The 23,695-nt window shown below is 39.3% G+C and carries 18 protein-coding genes and 1 riboswitch; of the genes, 13 read left to right on the forward strand and 5 right to left on the reverse strand.

What is annotated here, in order from left to right; translation table 11 throughout:
- Positions 1-54 precede the first annotated feature (54 nt).
- Together modA and modB are read left to right on the forward strand one after the other, a co-directional pair.
- Entirely contained in the window at positions 55-855 is an 801-nt protein-coding gene (gene modA, locus JOC77_RS17165; protein WP_239558856.1) for a molybdate ABC transporter substrate-binding protein, read from the forward strand.
- Complete coding sequence (gene modB / locus JOC77_RS17170; RefSeq protein ID WP_204545819.1) at positions 852-1,517, forward strand: molybdate ABC transporter permease subunit; 666 nt, start codon at positions 852-854, stop codon at positions 1,515-1,517. The genes modA and modB overlap by 4 nt, the downstream gene beginning before the upstream one ends.
- Before the next feature lie 36 nt (positions 1,518-1,553).
- Here modB and JOC77_RS21760 read toward each other — a convergent pair whose 3' ends face one another.
- Positions 1,554-3,101, reverse strand: a complete 1,548-nt coding sequence (locus JOC77_RS21760; RefSeq protein WP_204545822.1) for an N-acetylmuramoyl-L-alanine amidase — start codon at positions 3,099-3,101, stop codon at positions 1,554-1,556.
- A gap of 436 nt (positions 3,102-3,537) precedes the next feature.
- Here JOC77_RS21760 and JOC77_RS17180 point away from each other — a divergent pair, with 436 nt between their 5' ends.
- Positions 3,538-4,320, forward strand: coding sequence for an undecaprenyl-diphosphate phosphatase (locus tag JOC77_RS17180; protein WP_204545825.1), 783 nt, complete (start codon positions 3,538-3,540; stop codon positions 4,318-4,320).
- Positions 4,321-4,611: 291 nt separating this feature from the next.
- Positions 4,612-5,643 (forward strand): sporulation integral membrane protein YtvI, encoded by a 1,032-nt coding sequence (gene ytvI / locus JOC77_RS17185; protein ID WP_204545827.1) that lies wholly within the window; start codon positions 4,612-4,614, stop codon positions 5,641-5,643.
- A 22-nt stretch (positions 5,644-5,665) separates the two neighbouring features.
- Here ytvI and JOC77_RS17190 read toward each other — a convergent pair whose 3' ends face one another.
- Positions 5,666-7,036 carry a hemolysin family protein gene (locus JOC77_RS17190; protein ID WP_239558858.1) on the reverse strand — a complete coding sequence of 457 codons (1,371 nt, stop codon included), beginning with the start codon at positions 7,034-7,036 and terminating at the stop codon, positions 5,666-5,668.
- 672 nt (positions 7,037-7,708) lie between these two features.
- Between JOC77_RS17190 and JOC77_RS21885 the strand changes: the two genes are divergently transcribed.
- A complete protein-coding gene (locus tag JOC77_RS21885) occupies positions 7,709-7,900 on the forward strand; it encodes an Lmo0850 family protein (RefSeq protein ID WP_377337558.1) in 192 nt (63 codons plus the stop codon).
- Positions 7,901-8,124: 224 nt separating this feature from the next.
- Positions 8,125-8,745, forward strand: a complete 621-nt coding sequence (uptA, locus tag JOC77_RS17195) for an undecaprenyl phosphate transporter UptA (protein WP_204545831.1) — start codon at positions 8,125-8,127, stop codon at positions 8,743-8,745.
- A 44-nt stretch (positions 8,746-8,789) separates the two neighbouring features.
- Here the strand turns inward: uptA and JOC77_RS17200 are convergent, their stop codons facing one another.
- Complete coding sequence (locus tag JOC77_RS17200) at positions 8,790-10,094, reverse strand: hemolysin family protein (RefSeq protein ID WP_377337555.1); 1,305 nt, start codon at positions 10,092-10,094, stop codon at positions 8,790-8,792.
- Positions 10,095-10,497: 403 nt separating this feature from the next.
- A riboswitch (TPP riboswitch) is annotated at positions 10,498-10,599 on the forward strand.
- Positions 10,600-10,704: 105 nt separating this feature from the next.
- Between JOC77_RS17200 and thiT the strand changes: the two genes are divergently transcribed.
- The gene (gene thiT, locus JOC77_RS17205) at positions 10,705-11,289 is read left to right on the forward strand and encodes an energy-coupled thiamine transporter ThiT (protein ID WP_204545850.1); all 585 of its coding nucleotides are present in this window, start codon (positions 10,705-10,707) and stop codon (positions 11,287-11,289) included.
- A 93-nt stretch (positions 11,290-11,382) separates the two neighbouring features.
- Here the strand turns inward: thiT and JOC77_RS17210 are convergent, their stop codons facing one another.
- A complete protein-coding gene (locus tag JOC77_RS17210; protein ID WP_204545854.1) occupies positions 11,383-11,904 on the reverse strand; it encodes a universal stress protein in 522 nt (173 codons plus the stop codon).
- Positions 11,905-12,100: 196 nt separating this feature from the next.
- On the opposite strand from JOC77_RS17210, the gene JOC77_RS17215 reads away from it, so the two are divergent.
- Both JOC77_RS17215 and JOC77_RS17220 read left to right on the forward strand, forming a co-directional pair.
- The gene (locus tag JOC77_RS17215) at positions 12,101-12,289 is read left to right on the forward strand and encodes a hypothetical protein (protein WP_204545857.1); all 189 of its coding nucleotides are present in this window, start codon (positions 12,101-12,103) and stop codon (positions 12,287-12,289) included.
- Between the two features lie 217 nt (positions 12,290-12,506).
- Positions 12,507-14,963 (forward strand): transglycosylase domain-containing protein, encoded by a 2,457-nt coding sequence (locus tag JOC77_RS17220; protein ID WP_204545860.1) that lies wholly within the window; start codon positions 12,507-12,509, stop codon positions 14,961-14,963.
- An 881-nt stretch (positions 14,964-15,844) separates the two neighbouring features.
- Here JOC77_RS17220 and JOC77_RS17225 read toward each other — a convergent pair.
- Positions 15,845-16,162, reverse strand: a complete 318-nt coding sequence (locus JOC77_RS17225) for an HPr family phosphocarrier protein (protein ID WP_204545863.1) — start codon at positions 16,160-16,162, stop codon at positions 15,845-15,847.
- A 273-nt stretch (positions 16,163-16,435) separates the two neighbouring features.
- On the opposite strand from JOC77_RS17225, the gene iadA reads away from it, so the two are divergent.
- The 4 genes from iadA to JOC77_RS17245 all read left to right on the forward strand — a co-directional run bounded on the left by iadA (position 16,436) and on the right by JOC77_RS17245 (position 23,544).
- Positions 16,436-17,611 carry a beta-aspartyl-peptidase gene (iadA, locus tag JOC77_RS17230; protein WP_204545866.1) on the forward strand — a complete coding sequence of 392 codons (1,176 nt, stop codon included), beginning with the start codon at positions 16,436-16,438 and terminating at the stop codon, positions 17,609-17,611.
- Positions 17,612-17,663: 52 nt separating this feature from the next.
- On the forward strand, positions 17,664-18,935 hold the full coding sequence (locus tag JOC77_RS17235; RefSeq protein ID WP_204545869.1) for an MFS transporter: 1,272 nt from the start codon (positions 17,664-17,666) through the stop codon (positions 18,933-18,935).
- Positions 18,936-19,777: 842 nt separating this feature from the next.
- Positions 19,778-21,529: an ABC transporter ATP-binding protein gene (locus JOC77_RS17240; RefSeq protein ID WP_204545883.1), complete on the forward strand. Its 1,752-nt coding sequence runs from the start codon at positions 19,778-19,780 to the stop codon at positions 21,527-21,529.
- The gene (locus JOC77_RS17245; RefSeq protein ID WP_204545886.1) at positions 21,529-23,544 is read left to right on the forward strand and encodes an ABC transporter ATP-binding protein; all 2,016 of its coding nucleotides are present in this window, start codon (positions 21,529-21,531) and stop codon (positions 23,542-23,544) included. The genes JOC77_RS17240 and JOC77_RS17245 overlap by 1 nt, the downstream gene beginning before the upstream one ends.
- The last annotated feature ends 151 nt before the right edge of the window (positions 23,545-23,695 follow it).

Genomic DNA, 23,695 nt, shown 5'->3' on the forward strand with positions numbered 1-23,695 from the left:
AAACAGGAGATTTCCATTATAATAGGGTATACATAATGAAAGGAACTTCATCCAATGGGAAAAAAATTCGCCATGTTACTTTTATTAGTCAGCGTTGTTTTCGCAGGAAGCAGCTGCAGTTCAAATGTTTCTAATAAGCAAGCATCTGAAAAAGGGGCTGGGCTTACTGTTTCTGCCGCTTCCAGTCTGCAGAAGGTTCTTGCTGAATTAGAGCAGAAATATAAAGCTTCTGACAAAAATACAAAAATCAGATTTAACTTTGGGGGTTCAGGCTCCTTAAAGAGCCAAATCTCTAACGGTGCCCCTGTCGATTTGTTTCTTTCGGCATCATCAGATGAAATAGAACACTTAATAGATGAAGGGCAGATAAGGCGAAAGGACACAGAAGCATTTATAGGAAATTCCCTAGTTTTGATTATGCCTCAAGGAAGAAGTGTGTATCCAGATAGTTTCAAGAGTTTGATAAAACCAGAAATTAAGAAGATATCCATTGGAGTCCCAGAAACAGTACCGGCTGGAACGTACGCGAAAGAAACTTTGCAGAGTGCTGGAATTTGGAACGAAGTGGAAGGGAAAATGGTATTTGCCAAGGATGTCAGGCAGGTTCTTACATATGTAGAAACAGGTAATGTAGATGCGGGGATTGTATATAGAACGGATGCTTTATCATCAGAAAATATATCCTTGGTTACAGAAGCGGAAAACGGGATGCATTCAGAAATAGTGTATCAATTTGGAATAATAAATAGATCAAAAAATAAAGAGGCTGCTCGGGACTTTCTTTCTTTCTTAACAAGCAAGGAAGCGGCCAGAGTATTTGAAAAGAATGGGTATACGATACGAGGTAAAAAATGAATTCAGTTATAAATTTTTGGGAGCCGGTACTGCTTTCTCTCAAAATCAGCCTGGTTTCCTTAGGAATTGTTTTTGTTTTAGGAACAGCTGCTGCTAAAATGATGGCGAACAGGCGGTTTAGAGGTTTTGCCGTTGTAGAAACAATTATGATTCTACCATTGGTTCTGCCTCCAACCGTAATCGGGTTTTTGCTTATTATTTTCTTTGGCCGAAGCGGAACTGGCGGAATCCTCATTGAAAAATTATTTAATCATCCAATTGTGTTTACCTGGTGGGCAGCCGTAATTGCTTCAGCAGTAGTAGCCTTTCCACTTATGTATCAATCAGCTCGGACCGGATTTGAAAGTATTGATGATGATATTGAAAATGCTGCCAGAGTGGATGGGGCAGGGGAATGGAGAGTTTTTACAAAAATCACCCTGCCACTTGCAGTTAAATCGCTGATTGCCGGGGTCACATTAAGCTTTGCAAGGGGGTTGGGTGAGTTCGGGGCAACGTTAATGTTTGCAGGAAATATCCCAGGAGAGACGCAGACAGTTCCCACTGCTATATATATTGCTATGGAATCAGGCAATGAAGAACTGGCCTGGTCCTGGGTGCTGATGATTGTTCTCATATCGTTTGCTTTATTGCTGTTGTTGAGGATGTATAATAAAGAATAAAAACCCCTTAAGCATGATGCTTTAAGGGGTTAAATATCAGTTGAAATAAGTTTTTAGACCTTCGTAAATTGCCATAGACACATCATTCTGGAATTTTTCTGTCTTAATTTTGCTCAAATCTGAGCTGTTAGAAATAAAGCCTAATTCCAATAAGACTGCAGGTCTATTGTTTGTGCTAATTACGCGAAAACTATTCTGTCTTACTTCGCGGTCTTTCATACCAGAAGCTTTAACTATTTTTGAATGAAGAGTATCTGCTAATTTCTTATCTTTACTGGCAGAGTAATAGTATGTTTCTATTCCATTGGCGCTATGTTTACTTTCAGAATTATAATGGACACTAATAAATGCATCAGCTCGATATTTTTCAGCCAAATTTACTCTGGCGTCAAGAGATGGATAAGTATCCGAGCTTCTTGTAAGTATCACATTTGCACCGGAACCTTTTAAAAGAGCTGCCGTTTGCTGAACCATTTTAAGAGTCAGGTTTTTTTCAAAAGTTTTCTTATCATTACCTATTGCTCCGGGATCTGTTCCGCCATGGCCGGCATCAAGAACAATGGTTTTCCCTTTTAGGCCGCGTGTATTTGAAACATTATACGTGATCAGCCAATCCGCTACCCAGGCTTTACGTTTGTCTGGCAGTTCAATCTGGATCCAGCCGGATGCTGCACTAGTCTTACGGAATTTTTCTCCAGTATCCGCTGTCTTCAAGATGCTGTACTTCTCTCCAGGACCGCTGCGCAGATTCACGTCATTCTTAACAATCTTTACATATTCTGTACTGCCTGAAGTCTGTGCTGGCACAGGAGTTGATACGGGCGTTGAAGGCTTTGGTGATGCTGGAACTGTAGAAGTCAAATATTTGTTTGATACAAAGCCAGTGTAGCTTTTGTATGTAATCTTTGACCAGCTTCCGCTGCGGGAGACTTCCGATACTTTAGTATTTTTACTTAAAGTAGTTAAAGATGCAGAATTAACGGTTGCTGCTTTTCTAAGATTCAGGCTGCTTGCACTTACATATAGTGTTTTCGGGTTTACAGCAACTACGGCTGCCGGCTTCTTAGCTGCAGAAACAGGCGCTTTGGTTGTCAGATATTTATTTGACACATAGCCGGTGTAGCTATTGTATTTAATCTTTGACCAGCTTCCGCTTCTATACGTCTCTGTAACTTTTGCATCTTTTTTGAGCAGTGTAACAGATGACGAATTGATGGTTGCAGATTTTCGAAGATTTAGGCTAGTGGCAGTAACATACAGTGTTTTTGTTGCAGCAGCGGCAACTGCAGCAGGCTTAGTAATGGATAGATAAGAACTAGATACCCAGCCATCCTTTTTGTTTGGATAACGAATTTTTGACCAGCCGTTTCCAGTCTGAGTGATTTGAACTTGCTGCCCTTTTGACAGCTTCCATAGGATAGGTGCTTTAGTAGTAGGAGTAGATCTCACATTTAGAATGCTTGCAGTCACTTTTGCATTCTGGAGACCTGCTGCCTCACTCGGGTTCTCATTGACGAAGAGTAGATTTGCGAAGACAATGCAGCTTAATAAAATGACCGAAAGTATTCTCTTTATTACACTCACCTCTTTTTTCCATATATAGTAGAATTCTATCTTTTTGGAAGCTATTTCTACTATACTACGAAATTCGATGAAAAAAAGAGAAAAAAGTCACAAAAAATGTGTTTTTTTCTTATAAATGGGAAAAAAATAGGGAAATGGGGTTTAAAATTGTTTATTGAGGGTAGTGACTTTTTTCCCATGACCTTTACATAATGAGCAAGGTTTAGAAAAAAATTGCAAAAAAGATACTCTTCCACGCCCCTGGCAGTTTCTGCATAGTTCAATTAATTTCATAAGAATTGCCCTCCTCTAAGTGTTTTTGATAATCTGATTTTGCATAGGATATTAAACCATTTTTCTTATTAATCATACCCAACTTAGAATATAGTTAACTCATAAGGATAAATACAGCAGCATATCAATAGCCTTTGATGGCTTTTAAAAAAGGAGATTACCCATGTTAACAAAGATTGAAGCTTTTATATTGGGACTTATTCAGGGCCTTACTGAATTTTTACCTATCAGCAGTACCGGACACCTCTATCTTGGAAGACATTTATTTGGGTTAGAAGAAGCTGGGCTTCTGCTTGATACTATGATGCATGTAGGTACTTTGCTGGCAGTGTTTGTTTTTTACCGCGTCGAATTTCTTAAAATATTGCGGAATCCCTTTGGTAAGCTTACTTGGCTTCTGGTGTTAGGAACAATTCCGGCCGTAATAGTCGGACTAGCATTTGGCGACTTTTTTGACGAAATTTCAAAAACCGGTGTAACAATCGGCTGGGAATTCCTTGTAACTGGTTTATTTTTATGGTTTGCTGAGTCCATAAAAAAGGGAAGAAAGAAAATGGACAGCATTACATATGGTGATGCTTTATTTATAGGTGTATTCCAGGCCTTTGCTATTTTTCCGGCCATTTCCCGTTCAGGACTGACGATGGTCGCCGCTTTAATTAGAGGGCTTGATCGGGAAACTGCAGCATACTTTTCCTTCTTAATGTCCACTCCGGCTATTGCAGGGGCAATTGTCCTTCAGTCGCTTGACCTTGTTCAAGGAAAGGCAGAAAGCATTCCCGCAGCCTCTTTATTAATTGGGATATTGGCTGCAGCGGTTTTTGGATATATTGCCGTTAAGTGGATGATTAACTACCTGAAAAATCATTCCTTGAAAGTATTTGCTGTGTATGTATGGATTCTTGGTGCCCTTATTCTTATTATGCAGTTTACAGGCAGATTTTAAACAGAGCAGAGGTATTTAATTGATCAACAATTCTGTGAGGAGTTACACTAAGAGCAGGACTGGCCGTATTTAACTATAAGTTTGACCAATACTATGGGTCTTGGGAACATGCTATTTTAACCGTTCGAGCTTTGATTTTTAAATTTTCTGCAACTGCTGCAGTTTGGGAATCGAGGATTAAACTATCGTTTTCCTTAGTAGGGCAGGGCTGCCACTGGCTGCTGGCACGAATTCAATGAGCTGACGCTGCGGGAATTTTAAGGGTTTTTAGGATTAGAGAGGAAATGATATATGTCGATTAAATGGGTATGGGGAATCATTATACTTTCACTAATTTTCATACTGGTACCGTATTCCTGGACATTAATTTTTGCGTTTGTCACAGCTGTTTTTTTGGAAAGCATTGTGGCTCCAATTCAAGTGAAAGCAAAACTATCCAGGAGATGGTCTGTATTAGCAAGCTTTCTTATTTATACAGGAGGGCTTCTCTCGTTTGTTTACTTTTGTATTTCAGTTTTAAGCAGACAGATTATTAACCTCTCGGAAGTCGTTCCGGGCTTTGTAAGGGAACTCTACCAAACGGTTTTCCTTCCTTCTATTTATAAATGGGAAAACTATTCAGAGACGCTTCCTAAGGACGTTATACTTTCAATAGAGGAAACAATGGAAAAAGGCATCAGCGGCCTTGAGGTATTTTTCCAAAAGCTTGTCCAAAGCATTATCGGCCTTGTAACCCTTATACCCGGTTTTTTGATTGAATTTCTCATCTATCTGGTGGCACTCTTTTTATTCAGTCTGGAGCTTCCACGCATTAAAAGAAGAATAAAGGGGTTCCTTAGACCAGAAACATCAAAGAAGCTGTCATTGGTATTTAACGACTTGACTAAGGCTGGAATAGGCTTTTTAAGAGCTCAGATCATTTTAAGTATTGTAACCTTTGCCATGGCTTCAATCGGGTTGTGGATCCTAAAGGCTCCCTATATATTGCTGTTATCGATATTAATTGTATTTGTGGATATTCTGCCGATATTGGGGACCGGTTCAGTTCTTGTTCCGTGGGCAGTTATATCTCTCCTTCAGGGACATCAGGGACTGGGAATCGGTTTGATTGTCCTGTTTATCATTATTACGGTTGTAAGAAGAATTATTGAGCCGAAGATATATTCAACCAATATGGGCCTTAGCCCGCTTGCTGCTCTAATCAGCTTGTATCTGGGTTTTAAGCTGTTAGGTTTTATCGGCTTATTCCTTGGGCCCGCCCTGGTTATAGTGTATGATACCTTAAAAAGAGCAGGTGCCATTCGTATTAATTTTAAAATTTAGCACAACAACAAGGCTGCCCCTTTTAGAGGGCAGCCTTGTTGTTTAACGAAACAATTTCAGCAGGGGGGATGGCTATACTTTGCACTTCCTCTGTCCGGGCTTCCTTTTTTGTGATTTCAATATATCTAATATGATGTTCTTCCATTTCGATTACTTGAAAGTTATAGGCGTCAAAAGTCAAAATATCACCCTGTTTAATTTCAAAGTTCTCTGTTAAGACCCAGCCGCCAATGGTATCTACGTCCTGATCATTTATTTCTAAACCAAGAAGGTCATTGACTTCACTTATCAAAACCTTTGACTCCATGATATAGTGGCCATCATTTATTTTGCGGACCATAGGAATTTCATCCAGGTCGAATTCATCCCGAATATCTCCCACGATTTCTTCTAAAATGTCCTCAACAGTTACAAGCCCTGATGTGCCGCCATATTCATCCATCAAGATGGCCATATGAATCCGCTCTTTCTGCATTTTAACCAAAAGATCATGAAGCGGTATATTGTCTATGACCCGGATGATCGGGCGGATATAGCTTTCTAGTTTTTCCCCTGAAAGATTTCCATTAGAAATCATGTCTGTAAAAATTTCTTTCACATTGACCATTCCAATTACATGGTCCTTGTCCCCGTCGATAATAGGGTATCGCGTGAACTTTTCCTCCTGGACAATCGAGAACAAAGTAGAAATGGTGTCTTCATTAGACAGTGTGATGATTTCGGTTCTGGGAACCATTATTTCTTTTGCGATCCTGTCATCAAATTCAAAAATTTTATTCACATATTTATATTCGGATTGGTTGATTTCACCACTTTTATAGCTTTCAGAAAGAATTAGGCGAAGTTCCTCTTGTGAGTGAACCATTTCGTGTTCAGTAACTGCTTTAAACCCCATTACACGTGTTACCATCCTTGCTGATCCATTTAATGTCCATATAAACGGATACATCATTTTGTAAAAGATCATTAAAGGCCTGGCGCTTATGAGAGTAATGAATTCGGCTTTCTGGATGGCAATCGTTTTGGGGGCCAGTTCGCCGATCACAACATGGATAAAAGTAATAATGGAAAATGCAAGAAGGACAGAAATAAACTGCACTGCACCATAAGGCAGGTTAAAATTGGCAAGCAAAGGACTGAGCAGGTGTTCAAATGTTGGTTCTCCCAGCCAGCCAAGGCCAAGCGCTGTAATGGTTATTCCTAATTGACAGGCAGACAGGTATTCGTCCAGATTGCTTATCACTCTTTTTGCAGGAACTGCGTTTTCTTTTCCTTCTTCAATTAACTGGTCAATTCTTGAGCTTCTTACTTTTACTATTGCAAATTCTGAAGCAACAAAAAATGCTGTCAAAGCAATTAAAATGGCTATAACAACCAAGTTTAATATGTCCAAATAAGGTTCCTTCTCCCGCATGATGACAGAGAGAAAGGAGGTCACCTCCTGAAGTTTTAGGTTTCTTAAACTATAGGAGCATCAGCTTCCAATACTAAAGAAATCACTCAATTACCGTGAACTCTTTTATGCAAGAGATTAAATGTTAAAGTAGTGGATGATGCAAAATGTAGAGATATAACGCCAGCTATTCCTTTTGTCAATCCCCCATCTCATCACCTCATTTCCAGAATTAAGTATAAGTATAAAAAAACTAGCTTATTCAGTCAAATACTCTAGAAAAATATGAATATACTACATTTATATGGAAGTTTTTTCCCTGATATTAAGGGTTTTTAAACTAATTTCAAAAAAAATTTAATGAGCAGGGCTGATTTGTAAGGAAACGGCTGAAGGTGCCTTAATAAAAATGGATGGTGCATATTCAAGCAAAAGCTGAAGTGGCAGTGCTAAAGGGGACTGGAACTAAGATTCTATGCAGTTGTAAAAAAAACGTAATATTTTTTTAACTTGTTTAATGAGCATGAGATAGTATAAGGTATAAAGGTATTGCTTTACCAGTCTTTTTACAAGAGGCGCAGTGAGGCAGATCATTACATATTGGAAAAATTTTAATAAGTTAAGTTTAAATTAAGGAAAGTCTGGGAAAATGTAAGTGGATATAAACACTTAATGGGATTAGAGGTGAGCTTTTTGAAAAGCGAAATAATCGTCAAGTTTAAAAATAAGGGTATTAAAATAGAGAAAACTAAGTCAAGAATGGAAGTTTTTAAAAACTTATTTCAAATAGATCCAACTTTACTCGCTTTACCGTCTCATTCCACTTCTAATCACATGCCTTACTTAAAAGAAAGAAAACAGTAATTTCTAAGCTTGGAAAACACACCGATCAGGGTGTGTTTTTTAATGTTGTCAAAATGCCAGGCGGTTAATATGGGGAAGCAAAAATCGAAGTAAAAATGACATCTGAAGTTATAGATTGTCCAAATTTTCAATAAGGTTAGTAATAGTACATAGGGAGCTTATTTTCAAAAGCAGAGATTTGAGGTATCCTAGTAGTATTGTAAATTATTTTAGAGGGGAATAATATGAAAGATTTAATTATGCAGCTGTTGACGTTTTTTTCTGATCTTGGCTACTTTGGAGTAGCTCTGGGATTAATGATAGAAATTATTCCAAGCGAAATTGTATTAGGGTATGGAGGATATTTAGTCTCCATTGGCAGAATCAACTTTATTGGTTCGGTTATTGCTGGTGTAATAGGGGGTACACTTGCTCAACTGTTTTTGTATTGGGCAGGCTATTTTGGCGGAAGGCCCTTTCTGGAGAAATACGGTAAATACGTATTGATTAACAAACATCATATGGATCTTGCTGAAAAGTGGTTTGAAAATTACGGCGGGGGAGTCATTTTTAGTGCGCGATTTATTCCGGTAGTTCGGCATGCAATCTCTATTCCTGCAGGAATCGCAAAAATGTCTTTCCTAAAATTCACGGGATATACGGTTGCAGCCATTATTCCGTGGACGATCGGTTTTATTTATCTGGGCACAGTGCTTGGTGAAAATTGGGGAAATGTTAAAGAGGAGGCAGCGCCTTTTATTACTCCTTTTATTATTGCAGCGATAGTGGGCGGTTTACTTTACTTTTTCTGGAAGAAGAAAAAAAACCCACCGATTACAACTGTCAGAAAGTTTAATAAGAAATAATCAAAAGGGGGTGTGAAATATAAGTTTCACACCTATTTTTTTACTCACTCCCGAGTAGCGGAATCATCAGGCAATTTTGTTACTTCTATATATTTTATTGAGTGTTCTTCCATTTCAAGGACCCTGAACATATATGATTCCCATTCAATGAAATCCCCAGCCTGCACTTCATATTTTTCGGTAAGCATCCATCCCCCGATTGTATCGATATCTTCTTCATTCAGGGTCAATCCTAATAAGTCATTCACTTCTGATAGAAGCACTTTAGAATCAAGAATATAATGGCCATCCTTAATCTTACGGATTTCTGCTATTTCATCTAAATCAAATTCATCCCGTATTTCTCCGACAATCTCCTCAAGGATATCTTCAACCGTAACAAGGCCTGACGTACCTCCGTATTCATCCATTAGAATGGCTAAATGAATCCGGTCTTTTTGCATTTTGACCAGTAAGTCATGTATGGGTATGTTTTCAATAACTCTAATAATCGGCCGCGTATAGGCTTCTAGAGTCGTTGATAAATCCTTTTGCCTGATCATATCAGAAAAAACTTCCTTAATATTAACCATCCCAATCACATGGTCCTTATCTCCATCCACAATCGGATAGCGGGTAAATTGTTCCTCTTTAGCTACTTCTATAAAGTCATCAATAGTGTCGTCTTTCATTAAGCTGACGATCTCAGTCCGCGGAACCATAATTTCCTTAGCAAGCCTATTGTCAAACTCAAATATTTTATTAACGTATCGATATTCAGATTGATTGATTTCTCCGCTTTTGTAGCTTTCTGATAGAATGATGCGCAGTTCTTCCTCCGTATGAGCCAGTTCATGTTCAGAACCAGGCTCAAGACCAAATAATCTTGTAAATAATGAGGCCGATTTGTTTAACGTATAGATAAATGGAAAGGCAATCCGATTAAACCAAATTAACGGTTTTGCAACAGCCAGCACGATACTTTCTGTCTTTTGAATAGCGAACGTTTTAGGTGCCAGCTCTCCGACGACTACATGGAAAAAGGTAATAATAAAGAAAGCCAGTATAAAAGAAATGAGGTGAGTAATCTGCGAAGGCAGATTTAATTGATGGAAAATGGGTTCCAGCAGTTTCTGGAAAGCAGGCTCCCCTAGCCAGCCTAATCCTAGAGAGGTAAGGGTAATGCCTAACTGGCAGGCCGATAAATATTCATCCAAGTCACTTATAACCTTCCTGGCAGAAATGGCTCTTTTATTTCCTTCCTCAACGAGCTGGTCGATGCGGGTGGTTCTAATTTTAACGATTGCAAATTCTGAAGCGACGAAGAATGCTGTAATTGCGATTAGCAGTACAACCCACAATAAATTCATGAATTCCAAGTAAATCCCTTAACTCGCAATTACGGGTTAAGGAGTCACCTCCCGCATGTTCCCTAAGGGACATGAATAATAAAATATATAGTATAAGAAAAAATTTTCCCCTAAAAGCAGTTATTTTACAAGTTATATACTCACGTAACAGCCGCTTCAAACCCTTTAAATGTTATGAATAAATAGGAGCAGAGCTTCTTCATATCAAAAGCGGAGCGGTAATGGGCTTTGTCGGTATGTACAATACAAAAGGGAATCTTTAATTCATTCCAGTTGTTCAACCCTTTTATTATTGTTCTATATTATCCATGGTACTATTACAAAAGCGATTATCTTTATGATATTTTTCTCTTGTTAAACAGGCTGAAAGGTTGTATATTTTAAATGATAAAACTAAATAAAATTTTTCCACAAGGGGAGCCTAAAGGCTGAGAGTGAACGAAAGAGTTCTGACCCTATGAACCTGTTAGTTAGTGCTAGCGTAGGGATGTGGTTATAGGATAAAGCAATTTGTGGGGAATCCTTAACCTTTCGCGAATTGTTTTTTATTTTGCTCTGAAACACTGTTCATATGGCTTTAAGCTCCTCTTTAAAAAAAGGAGGAAAAGATATGAAAAACGGAAATGTATTAATGATGGTAGAAGTGGCTGTATTTGCAGCACTGGCACTCTTGCTGGATATGGTGTCACAGTTTATTTTCTCAAGAATCTGGCCGCAGGGAGGATCCATTTCAATCGCGATGGTCCCTGTATTTATAATGGCATTCAGATGGGGAATAAAGGGCGGTCTCCTTTCTGGCTTATTGCTTGGATTGCTGCAGATTGTAACGGGCTTTGCCTCTATCGCACACCCTGTACAAGGGTTTCTCGACTATCCACTTGCATTTACGCTTGTTGGCATCGCAGGTGTTTTTGCGGGCGGAATTCAAAATAGCTTTCTTAAAGGAAATAGAAAGAAATCATATATTTTAATGACATTGGGAATATTTGCAGGATCTTTTTTAAGGTTCTTATGCCATTTTGCATCTGGAATTGTCTTTTTCGGATCATATGCTCCGGAGGGACAGCCTGTTGCCTTGTATTCTCTTGTTTACAACGGAACATACATGGCTATCAGTTTTATCCTTTCTGCAATAATAGCGGTTTTATTATATTCCACTGCCCATCGAACATTATTTAAAAAAGCATTAACATAAAAACAAAGCCTGGCGTCTAGAATGGACGACAGGCTTTGTTTCATTTAATGTCAGAAAAGAGTATCCTGCCCAGCTATCGGCAGCAGTAGTATTCTACATTCCTTTTGCGATAAGAACTGAACAAGGGGCATCCTTAACAATTCCTTCGCTGACGCTGCCAGCAAAGAACTTCTTTAATGGGCTCTTTCCGCTGCTCCCCACTACGAGTAAATCTACGTTATTTTCTTCTGCATATCGGCAGATGCTTTCTGAAGGATTGCCGTCTAGTACTTCAAGCCTGGCATCTGCCAATGCAGGTCCGAGTGTTTCTTTTACTGTTGTTTCTGTTTCCGTAATTGGGTCGCTTATTTCGGGATTATATGGCTGAAAACCGGAATTTTCAAAGCTGATTGGCGGTGTAACAACCGGCTGCATCTGTGTAGGATCTACATATACATTTTCCCTTCCCATTGCAAAGGCTCCCTCAGATGAAGAACGGGCGCTTCCGTCATAGACATGAAGAACAGTTAAGCTTGTTTCTGGATTAGCTTTCTTAAGGCCGGCGGCTATCTTTACAGCCTCTTTTCCTTCATTGGTCCCGTCATATGCTACTGCGATATGCCTGAATAAATTCATATCCTTCTCTCCTCTCATCCTTTTATTTCTAGATTGGAAATTACTAATTATATACCCAAAAAAGAGAACAATTTATCAAAATCAGATTATTGTCTAAAAAAAAGTAATAATTCTAACTTTTTGTCGAAAAATATGCCTAAAGTCCAATGTTTAATTTTGGAGAGTGTCATATGATTGTTTAAAAGAGGTGATTTGGATGCGGAATTTTGATCATAATCCAAGAAAGCACCCGACCATAACCCGCTGCTTACAACATCTTTCTGTTTTAGGTGCTGATGAAAAAACTAAGCAAATAGTGTATATGTATATGGAGTCTCTATATCGAGACCTTGCACCTAAGTCCATCCCAGCCGATGACAGAAATCTTTACATATCGAAACCATAGAAAAGCAATTAACGATTCGCGTTATTGCTTTTTTTTATTGTCTGTTTACAAGATTTGAGCAATCAAGAAAGGATACATTAAAAAAAACAGGGAAAAATTTCATTGAGAACCAATCATATTAGGTGTGATTCTTAATAAAGGCGGGTATAGAATATCAATGATTTTACTTATTACATATAAATCTGAAGGTATTTCTTTTCATTAATGGAGGAGTTTTATGAAGGGTTTTCTAAATTTTTTTTCAAAAGGCTTTCAGCAGCTGAATCCCAAAAAATTCTTTCAAATGGCCGCAGTGATTTCATCTGCAGCAGCGCTGTCTGTAGCAGGATTTTTTCATTTTATGGATCCAGACGCGGATATCAGCAACTTAAAGAATAAGATGTATCAGCCCACATTGATTTATGACCAAAATGATAAATTGGCCAGCAAAGTGACAGCAAATAAAATTGAAACAATACCCATCTCTCAAGTCCCTGAACATGTGAAAAATGCAGTAGTGGCAATCGAAGACCATCGCTTCTATGAACATAACGGTGTGGATTACCAGGGAATATTTCGAGCTGCCGTTTCGAATGTAAAAGCGGGTAGAGTTGTTCAGGGAGGCAGCACTTTAACTCAGCAATTAACCAAGAATGCCCTCTTAAATTCAGATCGCACTTATAAACGTAAATTTAAAGAATACTTTTTAGCTAAAGAGGTCGAAAAGAAATTTTCTAAAGATGAAATATTGGAAATGTATTTAAACCAAATATATTTCGGCCATGGAGCATGGGGAATTAAAAGGGCTTCCCAGATCTACTTCGGTAAAGAGGTTAAACAATTAACGGCTGCCGAAGGTGCATTGCTTGCGGGTATAGTAAAGGCGCCTAGCCAAATGGATCCTTTTGTGAATAAGGATAGAGCTATAGAAAGGCGAAATATAGTTCTTAGTGAAATGGTAAAATACAAATTTATTTCTAAGGAAGTTTTTAATGAAGCTAAAGATCAAGAGCTGGCTCTTAATACAGACAATAAAGAAGATCCACTAAAAGGTAAATATCCACATTTTGTAGATGCTGTATTTGAAGAAGCGGTAAAGAAATATAAATTGGATCAGGATAAACTTCTAACAGGCGGTTATCGCATATATACTACGCTAGATCAGGATATGCAGAAAGCGGCCGAAGAGGTTTATCAGAATGATTCTCTGTTTCCTGAAGGCAGCAACGGAAAACTCGTCCAAAGCGGCGCGGTTCTTATTGATCCAAAAACAGGCGGCATTAATGCCCTTGTAGGAGGGAGGGGAGAGCATACCTTCAGAGGCTATAACCGTGCTACACAATTAAAAACTCAGCCAGGTTCTACAATGAAGCCTCTAGCGGTATATACTCCTGCACTTGAAAATGGATATAACCTATCAGATGAATTAAAAGATGAAAAAATGAATTTTGGAAATTATGAGCCCTCCAACTACAATGATGAATATAAAGGCGAAGTACCCATGTATGAAGCTTTGATGAAGTCACTTAATGTGCCGGCTGTCTGGCTGTTAAATGAAATAGGAATCAGCAAAGGAATGGAATCTGTAAAAAAATTTGGTATCCCTTTAACAGAGGAAGACAGAAGATTGGGGCTCGCTTTAGGAGCGCATACAAATGGAGTATCCCCAGTTGAAATGGCAGAAGCCTATTCTGCTTTTCCTAATAATGGGGAAAGAATCGACTCGCATTCCATAATTAAGATAGTCGATGCAGAAGGAAACGAGATAGCAAAATGGAAAGAAGTCAAAACGAAAGTAACAGAGAAGGCAATTGCAAACAAAATGACATCTATGCTGATGGGTGTTGTTGAACAGGGGACAGGCCAGGCCGCAGCGGTTGATGGATGGGAAATCGCAGGGAAGACTGGCTCAACGCAGGTTCCTATAGATGGAATAGATGGCGTGAAAGACCAATGGTTTGTTGGATATTCCCCCGTCCTGGCAGGTGCTGTTTGGCTTGGATATGACAAAACCGACGAGAACCATTATTTAACTACTACGAGCAGTGAAGGTGCTGCTCCCTTATTTAAAGAATTGATGAGCAAAGCGCTGCAGCATAAACAGCATGAATCCTTCGATGTAAAGAGTATTGAAACTTATATGAAAGAGGAAAGAGAAAGGGCAAGAGAACAATTCTGGAAAGATCAAAAGCAGCGTCTTAAAGATAATTGGAAAAAATGGACTGAACCATTTTCACAGGACAAAAAGGATGAAGAACAGCCCATAGAATCACAGGATACCAACAGTGTTCCACAAGATCAAAATGAATCAAATGAGATGCCTGCCGAACCGGAGGCCCAGCAGCAGGAACAGAATACTGAGGAAACAACAGAAATTCCAAAAAATGATGCACCTTCAAATCCTGGAACACAAGGAGAATCTGGCGGGGCTGAAAATGAAACACCTGCTCCACCTGTTACACCAGAAAATCCGCCTCCGGGAGATTCTAATCCCGACAAGCCGGAGCCTGATAAACCAGAGCCAGAAGATCCAGAACCTGAAGATCCGGAACCGGACACTCCGGATAAGCCAGAACCGGAAGATCCAGGAAATCCAGATGAGCCAAAACCAGAGGAGCCCCAGGCTAAAAAACAAGCTGTAAAAGAAACAAAAGTAAAGGAACAAAAAACAGAACGGAAAGATGAGATCAATTGAAAGAAAAATGAGTGAAAAAAATGGACCGTCTCTTAGGTAAACAAGAGACGGTCCATTTTTAATGTATAAAATAATGTCCTGTCGCAGAAAGTGTAATCATATTGCGCTTAAGATAAAGGGTGCATCCGTGAAAATTTGGTTTTTGCGCGAAGGAATCCCATTATCGCGCAAAGAAGCGGAATAATCGCGCGAAGGCACCCCATTATCGCGCAAAGAACCGGAATAATAGCGCGAAGGAGCCTCATTATCGCGCATAGAAGCCGAATAATCGCGCGAAGTGGCAGAAGTTCCCGCATAGAGGAGCTTCATTAGCAATCTTAAAATAAAGAATAAATCCAGAGCTGCCAATTCATCTAAGAACCGGGGGAGTATGATCAGCTAAGGTATTTATTTCCCGGATACAGGATTCCCCGATAAGTAGCCGCGCTGCTGCACAGAAATAGGGTTGTACGAAGGGGAAATTGAAGGCTACCAGTGAACGTGCAGAAAGAAGCCAGCCGTATACCGTTCACATCATTACTAAAGAGAAGGGATGCTTTTGATTGTTTCGAGCCGATCTTTTGCCTCGAAGTCCGCAAAAAACCCCCGGCCTATACATGGCAAGGGGGTTTAAAGGATAAAGTTATAAATCAGCCAGATTATACCAAATATTATAATGAGGTATGCTGAATATTTAATGAGTGCTGCTTTTGGGTTAGCGTTCGTTGCTTTGTTTTCAGCCAAAGTATCACGCCTTTTACATAATGTAGGATTAAGATAATGCATTAACTATAAAGCCAATGACTACAATTGCACCAATGATCATTAGTATTGTCCGAAGCATTCCGTTTCACTCCAATCCGTCCCTGTAGTTACTTTTAATGTTGCTGAATTTTTGATTTTTATACTTGAATTGTTTGAGTTGGGTTCATAAAGTATTTTCGCTGCAGGGTCTGTTCTTGAACTGTACAAACTTCAGTCAGCTCTTGAAGCTTGTTTTGTACATGCTGGCCTTCTACAATAATTTTTACAGGAGAATCTGCATTTACTGTAAGCATAAATGAAACCAGCTTAGATAGTTTTTTTGCATCGACTATTTTTTGGTTGGAATGAAGATATACATTTCCTTCATATTGCTTGCTCTCCTGGTAAAAAGACATAATTTGCCGCATTGTTATTTTTTCTTGAATTAAAACATTAGCAGAAATAATTTCATTCATCAAAATTCGCTCCTTCTCGATATTCAAATAGTAATTTATTTTAAGTGATTTTGGTTTTTTTGGTTTTGTCTAATGGTCGATCATTGTCATGCTAGTTATTTACCCGAACCGTGAAAAATGAAACATTTTAGTTCGTTAGAATAAAAATTATTTTAAAATATTTATTTTTCTTTTTTCAATAAGAAGGGAGCAAATAGTCTAAGCAGGAATATTTAATGGATATGAAGAATGGGTATATTTGTGAATTTTCCGGAGTAAGGAAGGGGTAACAACATGCTGACTATCATCAAAAACGGTGAAATTTATTCTCCCGGTTATCTAGGAAAAAAGGACATTTTAATTACTGATTCCAAAATAGCTTTTATAGAAGATCAGATTGACCCGCCAGAACGGTTTGTTGAGGTGAAAGTAATCGATGCATCCGGGAAAATAATTGTTCCGGGATTTATCGATGCACATGTCCACATCATTGGCGGCGGCGGAGAAGGAAGTTTTAAAACAAGAACACCAGAAATTCAGCTGACTGATGCCACTTTAGGCGGAATTACTACCCTGATTGGAGTAATTGGAACCGATGGGACAACAAGAACAATGCCAAGTTTGATTGCCAAGGCTCGGGCATTAGAAGAAGAGGGCATAACCTGCTATGTTCAGACAGGGTCTTACCAGGTACCTGTCAAAACACTTACTGGAAAAATTGAGGATGATATTATACTGGTTGATAAAATAATTGGCGCAGGTGAAATTGCTATTTCAGATCATCGCTCCTCTCAGCCGACTGTACAGGAGTTAGCCAGGATAGCTTCCGCAGCAAGACTTGGAGGCATGTTGTCTAATAAAGCAGGAATTGTAAACATACATATAGGCGACAGTTATGATCATTTTAAACTCATTGAAGAAGTTGTAGAAACAACCGATCTTCCTCTCCGCCAATTTTATCCGACTCATGTTAATCGAAACTCCCACTTGTTTGAGGAAGCCATTCACTTTGCAAGGAAAGGCGGCTATGTTGATTTCACCACAAGCACCATTGCCAAGTTTCTCGAGGAAGGAGAAGTTAAATGCAGTAAAGGGCTAAGAATTATGCTGGATCAGGGTGTTGAAATCAGCAAGATCACTTTTACCTCAGATGGCCAGGCCAGTCTGCCTGAATTTGATGAGCATGGAGTATTACGGGGACTCCAAATAGGCAAATGTGATTCGCTATATAAAGAGGTAAGGGCCGCCGTACTGGAAGAGAAAGTACCTATGGAAACAGCCATAAGGGTGATAACGGAAAATCCCGCAGACATTTTGAAGTTGAGTCAGAAGGGAAGAATTGCTCCTGGTAAGGATGCTGATTTAGTGTTTCTGGACAAAGAAACGCTGAGTATTGACACGGTTATTGCAATGGGCAGGAAGATGGTTTTCGGAGGAGCCGCATTAGTAAAAGGAACCTTTGAAGGATAATTAAATCCTTTACTAAGTAACTTTTTCTTATCAAAAGGAAAGAAGGAAGCACATGTCTAAAACATTTTCTGTTTTTAAAAATCCGTTGTATACAAAACTGTTTCTGGCGAATTTCACCTCTCAAATGGGAAGCGTTATTAGTATTGCGGCATTTATGTTTTATCTCCTTGACCGGTTTGGAGACAATCCGGCTTACGCTTCTGCTGCTGAACTGATGTATTCTCTGCCTGTTTTGGCTGTCTTTTTCTTAGTAGGTGTAATGGCAGACCGCATGGACAGGAGGAAAATTGCTGAGAATTGTGATTGGCTGTGCTTTGGATTAACTTTAGGTTTGATAGGAGCGCTAAAAATTGGGGTTATGCCTTTAATTTTCCTAATGCTGTTTTTAATCAGCGGGGTGCAGAAGTTTTTTGCCCCGGCTCAGTCTGGAATTATTCAGGGCGTTCTTTCTAAGGAAGATTACACGGCTGCGGCCGGGTTAAATCAAATGGTGTCGAGTATTTTTATGCTTGTTGGAAATGGATTGGGTATTTACTTATACTGGAAAATAGGCATTTATGGAGCTATAACAGCAAATGCAGTTAGCTTTGCAGTCAGTGCTCTTTTAATCAGATCCTGCCGCATACCAGATCAAGTTAGAATGCCAAATGGAAATCATTCAATAAAAGATTTGGATTTTAAGCTCGTGGTTAATGACTTTAAGCTGGGAATGAAATACATATTAAATGACAAGCTCCTGCTTTCATTATTGAGCGGCTTCTGTATTTTTGGAATCGTTAATGGCGGGTTTTCTGTAATGCCTATTTTTATTATGAAATATAAACTGGCTCCAAATCATTATGAAGAGTATTCAGTAATTCTAGGGATTGTGTTTGGCAGTGGTGTACTATTAGGCAGCCTTATTGCTTCTGCCGTTGCTAGTAAGATTAAGCTGATAAATGGTCTTATTGGCGGCCTTTTCTTTTCCGGTTTTTTCGTTGTATTATCCTCATTTGCTGTAAATCCATTTTGGTTTTTTACTGCTCTTTTCGGTACCTCCCTGGCATTGCCGTTCTGCAATATTGCCATTGGTGGCTGGATGCCCGCTATAGTGGACCCCAAAATGATGGGCAGGGTCCAGGGCTGGATCACACCTTTAATGATGCTTGCTCAATCTTTGATGCTGGCTATTATTTCCTTCACCTTCCCTTCTGTATTATCTATAGAAGGTCTTTATTGGATCGTTGGAGGAGCTTTAATTTTAGTTAGTTTCATATATTATTATTTACTGCCCAAGTACACAGATGAGGTTCATTGGAAGGCTGCTGAAGAGAAGGCGGTGTAAGCCTAAATAAAAACCGTATTATCTGTTTATAGGATCAATTTTGTAATAACCTGGTAGCTTTCTTCATAAACTAAGATTGTGTGAAAAAGAACTGTATAATTCGAATATTCAAAAAAGGTAAAATTGACAAATTATTCATATAGTAGTAAAGTACACACTGAAGATACTAATAACTTTTTAGAGAATGGAGGGCTGCGTTATGATTTATCAAGGATATGCAGGGCCTAATTGTATTGCCATATTAACGCAGCCGCTGTCTCAGGTTCATTAACCTCTCCATTTCTGTTGGTTAATACTCGAGAATCAGTGCAGGCTGCGGCTTAACCGCGCGTGCGCTTTTATTATGCTTTTAATCAAAGTATGATGGCTCCCGCATTTTGCGAGGAGCCTTTTTATTTTTATCGGATTTTTTTAGTGTATGCTTCTTTAGCAAAATGGCAGTCGGGTTTACGAGCTTTTTGCTCTATCCAATAGGCTATGTTAAAGTTCATTGTTGGTTTTGGCACTATGGTGATTGTAACGTAAGGCGCGAGATCCTCGAAAATGCATTCGCATTTCCTTCGTGCGGTGAGAATTCGAGGATGGTACTTCAATGTCCTGCGGGAAAAGCGGATAAGGGAGACCCCACAGGCGTGTAACGCCGAGGAGGCTCCCGGACCGCCCGCGGAAAGCGAGTGCTTGGAGAGGAAATCAACAGGCAAATTTAACAGAGCTTTCAAAAAAAAAAATATGGAGGTAAAGAAAAAATGGGAAATTCAAAACACTTACTATTAATTGGAGCTGTGGATCCAGATAGCGGCTAGTAGATTTGAAAACAAATAACAAAACAGGAGGACCTTGAAATGCTGTCTATTTACAAGAAATTAGCATGGTTTTTTAAAAAACATTGGCTGAGGTATACGATAGCCATTACCTTGCTGTGTATAGTTAATATCATGGAGGTTCTGCCGCCGAGATTGGTCGGCCTTGCAATTGATGATATACATGAAGGTACACTGACTAACAGCGGGATTATGAAATATATTTTATATCTGGCAGGAATTGCCGCAGCTGTCTATGCATTATGTTACATATGGATGTATCAGCTTTTTGGCGGTGCGTTTATTCTAGAGAAAAGAATGAGGTCGCAGCTGATGAATCATCTGCTGAAAATGACGCCTTCTTTTTTCGAGAAAAACCGGACTGGGGACTTAATGGCCAGAGCAACAAATGATTTAAAAGCTGTTTCCGTTACAGCGGGGTTTGGAATCTTAACGTTAACGGATGCTTTAATGTTTACCGCGACGATTATTGGAACGATGTGCATTCTGATTGACTGGAAGCTTACACTTGCCGCGATTGTGCCGCTTCCAATAATGGCATGGATCATGAATATATATGGAAACAGAATTCATAAACGCTTTACAGCTGCACAGGATGCTTTCGGCGAGATGAATGATCATGTACTTGAATCTGTATCGGGTGTACGGGTTATACGTGCCTATGTTCAAGAGCGGGCGGACGAGAAGCGTTTTGGGGACATGACAGAAGATGTTTTTAATAAAAACCTGGAAGTTGCGAAAATCGATTCGCTATTTGATCCAACCATAAAAATTTTGGTGGGATTGAGCTACCTGATCGGTCTCAGCTATGGAGCTTACCAAGTGTTTAACCAGCAGCTAACCATGGGTGAACTCGTATCGTTTAACGTTTATCTTGGAATGCTGATTTGGCCCATGTTTGCCATTGGTGAACTAATCAACATTATGCAGCGTGGAAATGCATCGCTCGATCGGGTAACAGAAACTCTTTCGTATCAGGAGGATGTGAAAAATGCGGAAGGGCTCGAAAAAGTGAATACTCCTGAGAGTATAGAATTTGGGCATGTTACCTTCACATACCCTTCTTCAAGCCGTCACAATTTAGAGGACATATCCCTTAGAATTGAAAAGGGCCAGACAATCGGAGTAGTCGGTAAAACCGGAAGCGGTAAAACTACACTGATCAAGCAGCTGCTAAGAGAGTATCCTCTCGGAGAAGGCTCTATATCCATTGCAGATATACCTTTGGATAAGCAGGATATAAATACAGTTAGAGGCTGGATCGGTTATGTACCGCAGGACAATTTCTTATTTTCAAGAACGATAAAAGAAAACATTCTTTTTGGAAGTCCGCATGCAGATGAAAAGGAAATGTGGGACGCTATTCATTTTGCTGACTTTAATAAAGATCTGGCTAATCTGCCTCAGGGATTGGACACTCTTGTCGGCGAAAAAGGAGTGGCTTTATCAGGCGGTCAAAAACAAAGAATATCCATCGCAAGAGCATTAATCAGAGATCCGGAGATTTTAATTTTAGATGACTCACTTTCTGCGGTAGATGCAAAAACAGAGACGACTATCATTGAAAACATTCGAAAAGAACGAAGCGGGAAAACAACCATTATTACAACACACCGGCTATCCGCAGTACAGCATGCAGATTGGATTCTTGTGCTGGACGAAGGGAGAATTGTGGAAGAAGGGCGCCATCAAGAACTTTTGGGTATGGATGGATGGTACAAGGAACAATTCGAAAGGCAGCAGGTTGAGGAAGGATCGGGGGTGGTTGCGTAATGACAGGCAAACGACTATATCAATACGCAGCACTATATAAAAAAATTATTCTGGCAGCGCTCGTCATGCTGACTATCTCAGTAGCTGCAGATCTGGCTGGTCCGTTTATAGCTAAGCGTGTGATTGACTCTCATATTTTGGGGATAGAATCCACCTGGCATGAGACGGAAAAGGGAAAAGACACAGCAGAATATAACGAAAAATTCTATAAGAGAGATGTATATTTTGAGGCGGGGCAGCCTAAAGGGAAGCCTGTTTCTATCCTTCAGGCAGGAACTAATTTCGTTTTTATTGATGAAGTGGTTTCTAAAGAGGGCAAGCGGTCGTTACATGACAATGTCCTGACCATTAAGAATAAACAAGGAACCAAATCTTATGAGGGTGAAATTCTAACGAAAAGCGAACTTATGAATTTCTATAAACCAGAAATCCCGCGGATTTTAAAACTTGCATCCTTGTACTTTGGCCTCCTTATTATTGCAGCTATCTTCCAATATGGGCAGAGATATAATCTTCAAAAAGCAGCCAACCGCATTATTCAAAAGATGAGAAAGGATTTATTCTCTCACATTCAGACACTGCATATATCTTACTATGATAATCTGCCCGCCGGAAAAGTGGTTTCAAGGATTACTAACGATACCGAAGCCATTAAAGAATTATATGTAGCGGTGCTGGCTAATTTCTTTTCCAGTATTATCTATATTATTGGAATATTCATTGCTGTGTTTATACTATCGCCAAAGTTATCGCTGCTATGTTTATTGCTTGTCCCAATCATGGTTATATGGACTCTCGTATATAGAAAATTCGCTTCGAAATATAACCATATGATCCGGTCAAGAGTGAGTGATATTAATGCAACCATTAATGAATCCATACAGGGCATGAATGTAATCCAAGCGTTTAACAGGGAAAAAGAAACGGTCCAATCTTTCGAAAAATTGAATGAAGAACATTTCCAGTATCAGAATAAAATGCTCAGCCTAAATTCATTAACAGGGCATAATTTAGTAAACATCTTAAGAAATATAACGTTTGTAGCTTTTATCTGGTATTTCGGCAAAGAATCTTTAAATCTGAATTCTGTGATCTCACTTGGAATGCTTTATGCGCTAGTAGACTATATAAATCGTTTGTTCCACCCTATATCCGGAATTGTAAATCAATTTGCTAATCTAGAACAGGCTCTTGTTGCAGGGGAACGAGTTTTCCAGCTGCTGGATGAAAAGGGGATAGATGTGAGTGACGAAAAAATAACACGGTACAAAGGAAATGTTGAGTTTGAACAAGTCTCTTTTGGCTACAAGGAAGGCGAGTATGTTCTAAAAAATATAAGCTTTAAAGCGAACCAGGGAGAAACTGTGGCTTTAGTAGGGCATACAGGTTCGGGGAAAAGTTCTATCATGAATCTGCTTTTCAGATTCTACGATTCCAGCAAAGGTGCAATAACCATCGATGGAAAAAATGTTAAGGATATCCCGTACCAGTCCCTTAGGGAACATATGGGGATTGTTCTTCAAGACCCATATCTTTTTACAGGAACTATTGCCTCAAACGTCAGTTTAAATGATCCTAGGGTTAGTAATGAAACAATTGAAAAAGCCTTAAAGGATGTAGGTGCGGATCAAGTTCTGACTCATCTGGAGCACGGGATTGACACTCCTGTAATAGAAAAAGGGAGCACCCTTTCTTCGGGACAGCGGCAGCTCATCTCATTTGCGAGGGCGCTTGCGTTTAATCCGGCTATATTGATTCTTGATGAAGCAACATCCAGTATTGATACTGAAACAGAGGCTGTTATTCAAGAAGCGATGGAGGTCCTTAAAAAGGGAAGAACAACCTTCATAATTGCCCACAGATTGTCTACGATTAAGAATGCCGACCAAATACTTGTACTGGATAAAGGGGAAATCGCTGAAAAAGGCAGTCATGACGAACTTATGAATTTAAAGGGAAGATACTATCAAATGTATCAGCTTCAGCAGGGAAAACAAGAAAATAGAGCAGGCTAAGAAAGGAATGTGTCCGGCTGCAGAGACCTGGCACATTCCTGTTTTAGTTGGTATATGCACATGGAAATGCTTTATCTTTTTTTTAGGCTGTTTTTGCAAACTTTGTTGCTATCGAACAAGGAGGGTTGATTTCCTCTCCAGGATGCTCGCT

Origin of the sequence: Peribacillus deserti (assembly GCF_016909175.1) — a bacterium.
GTDB classification, from domain to species: domain Bacteria; phylum Bacillota; class Bacilli; order Bacillales; family DSM-1321; genus Paraperibacillus; species Paraperibacillus deserti.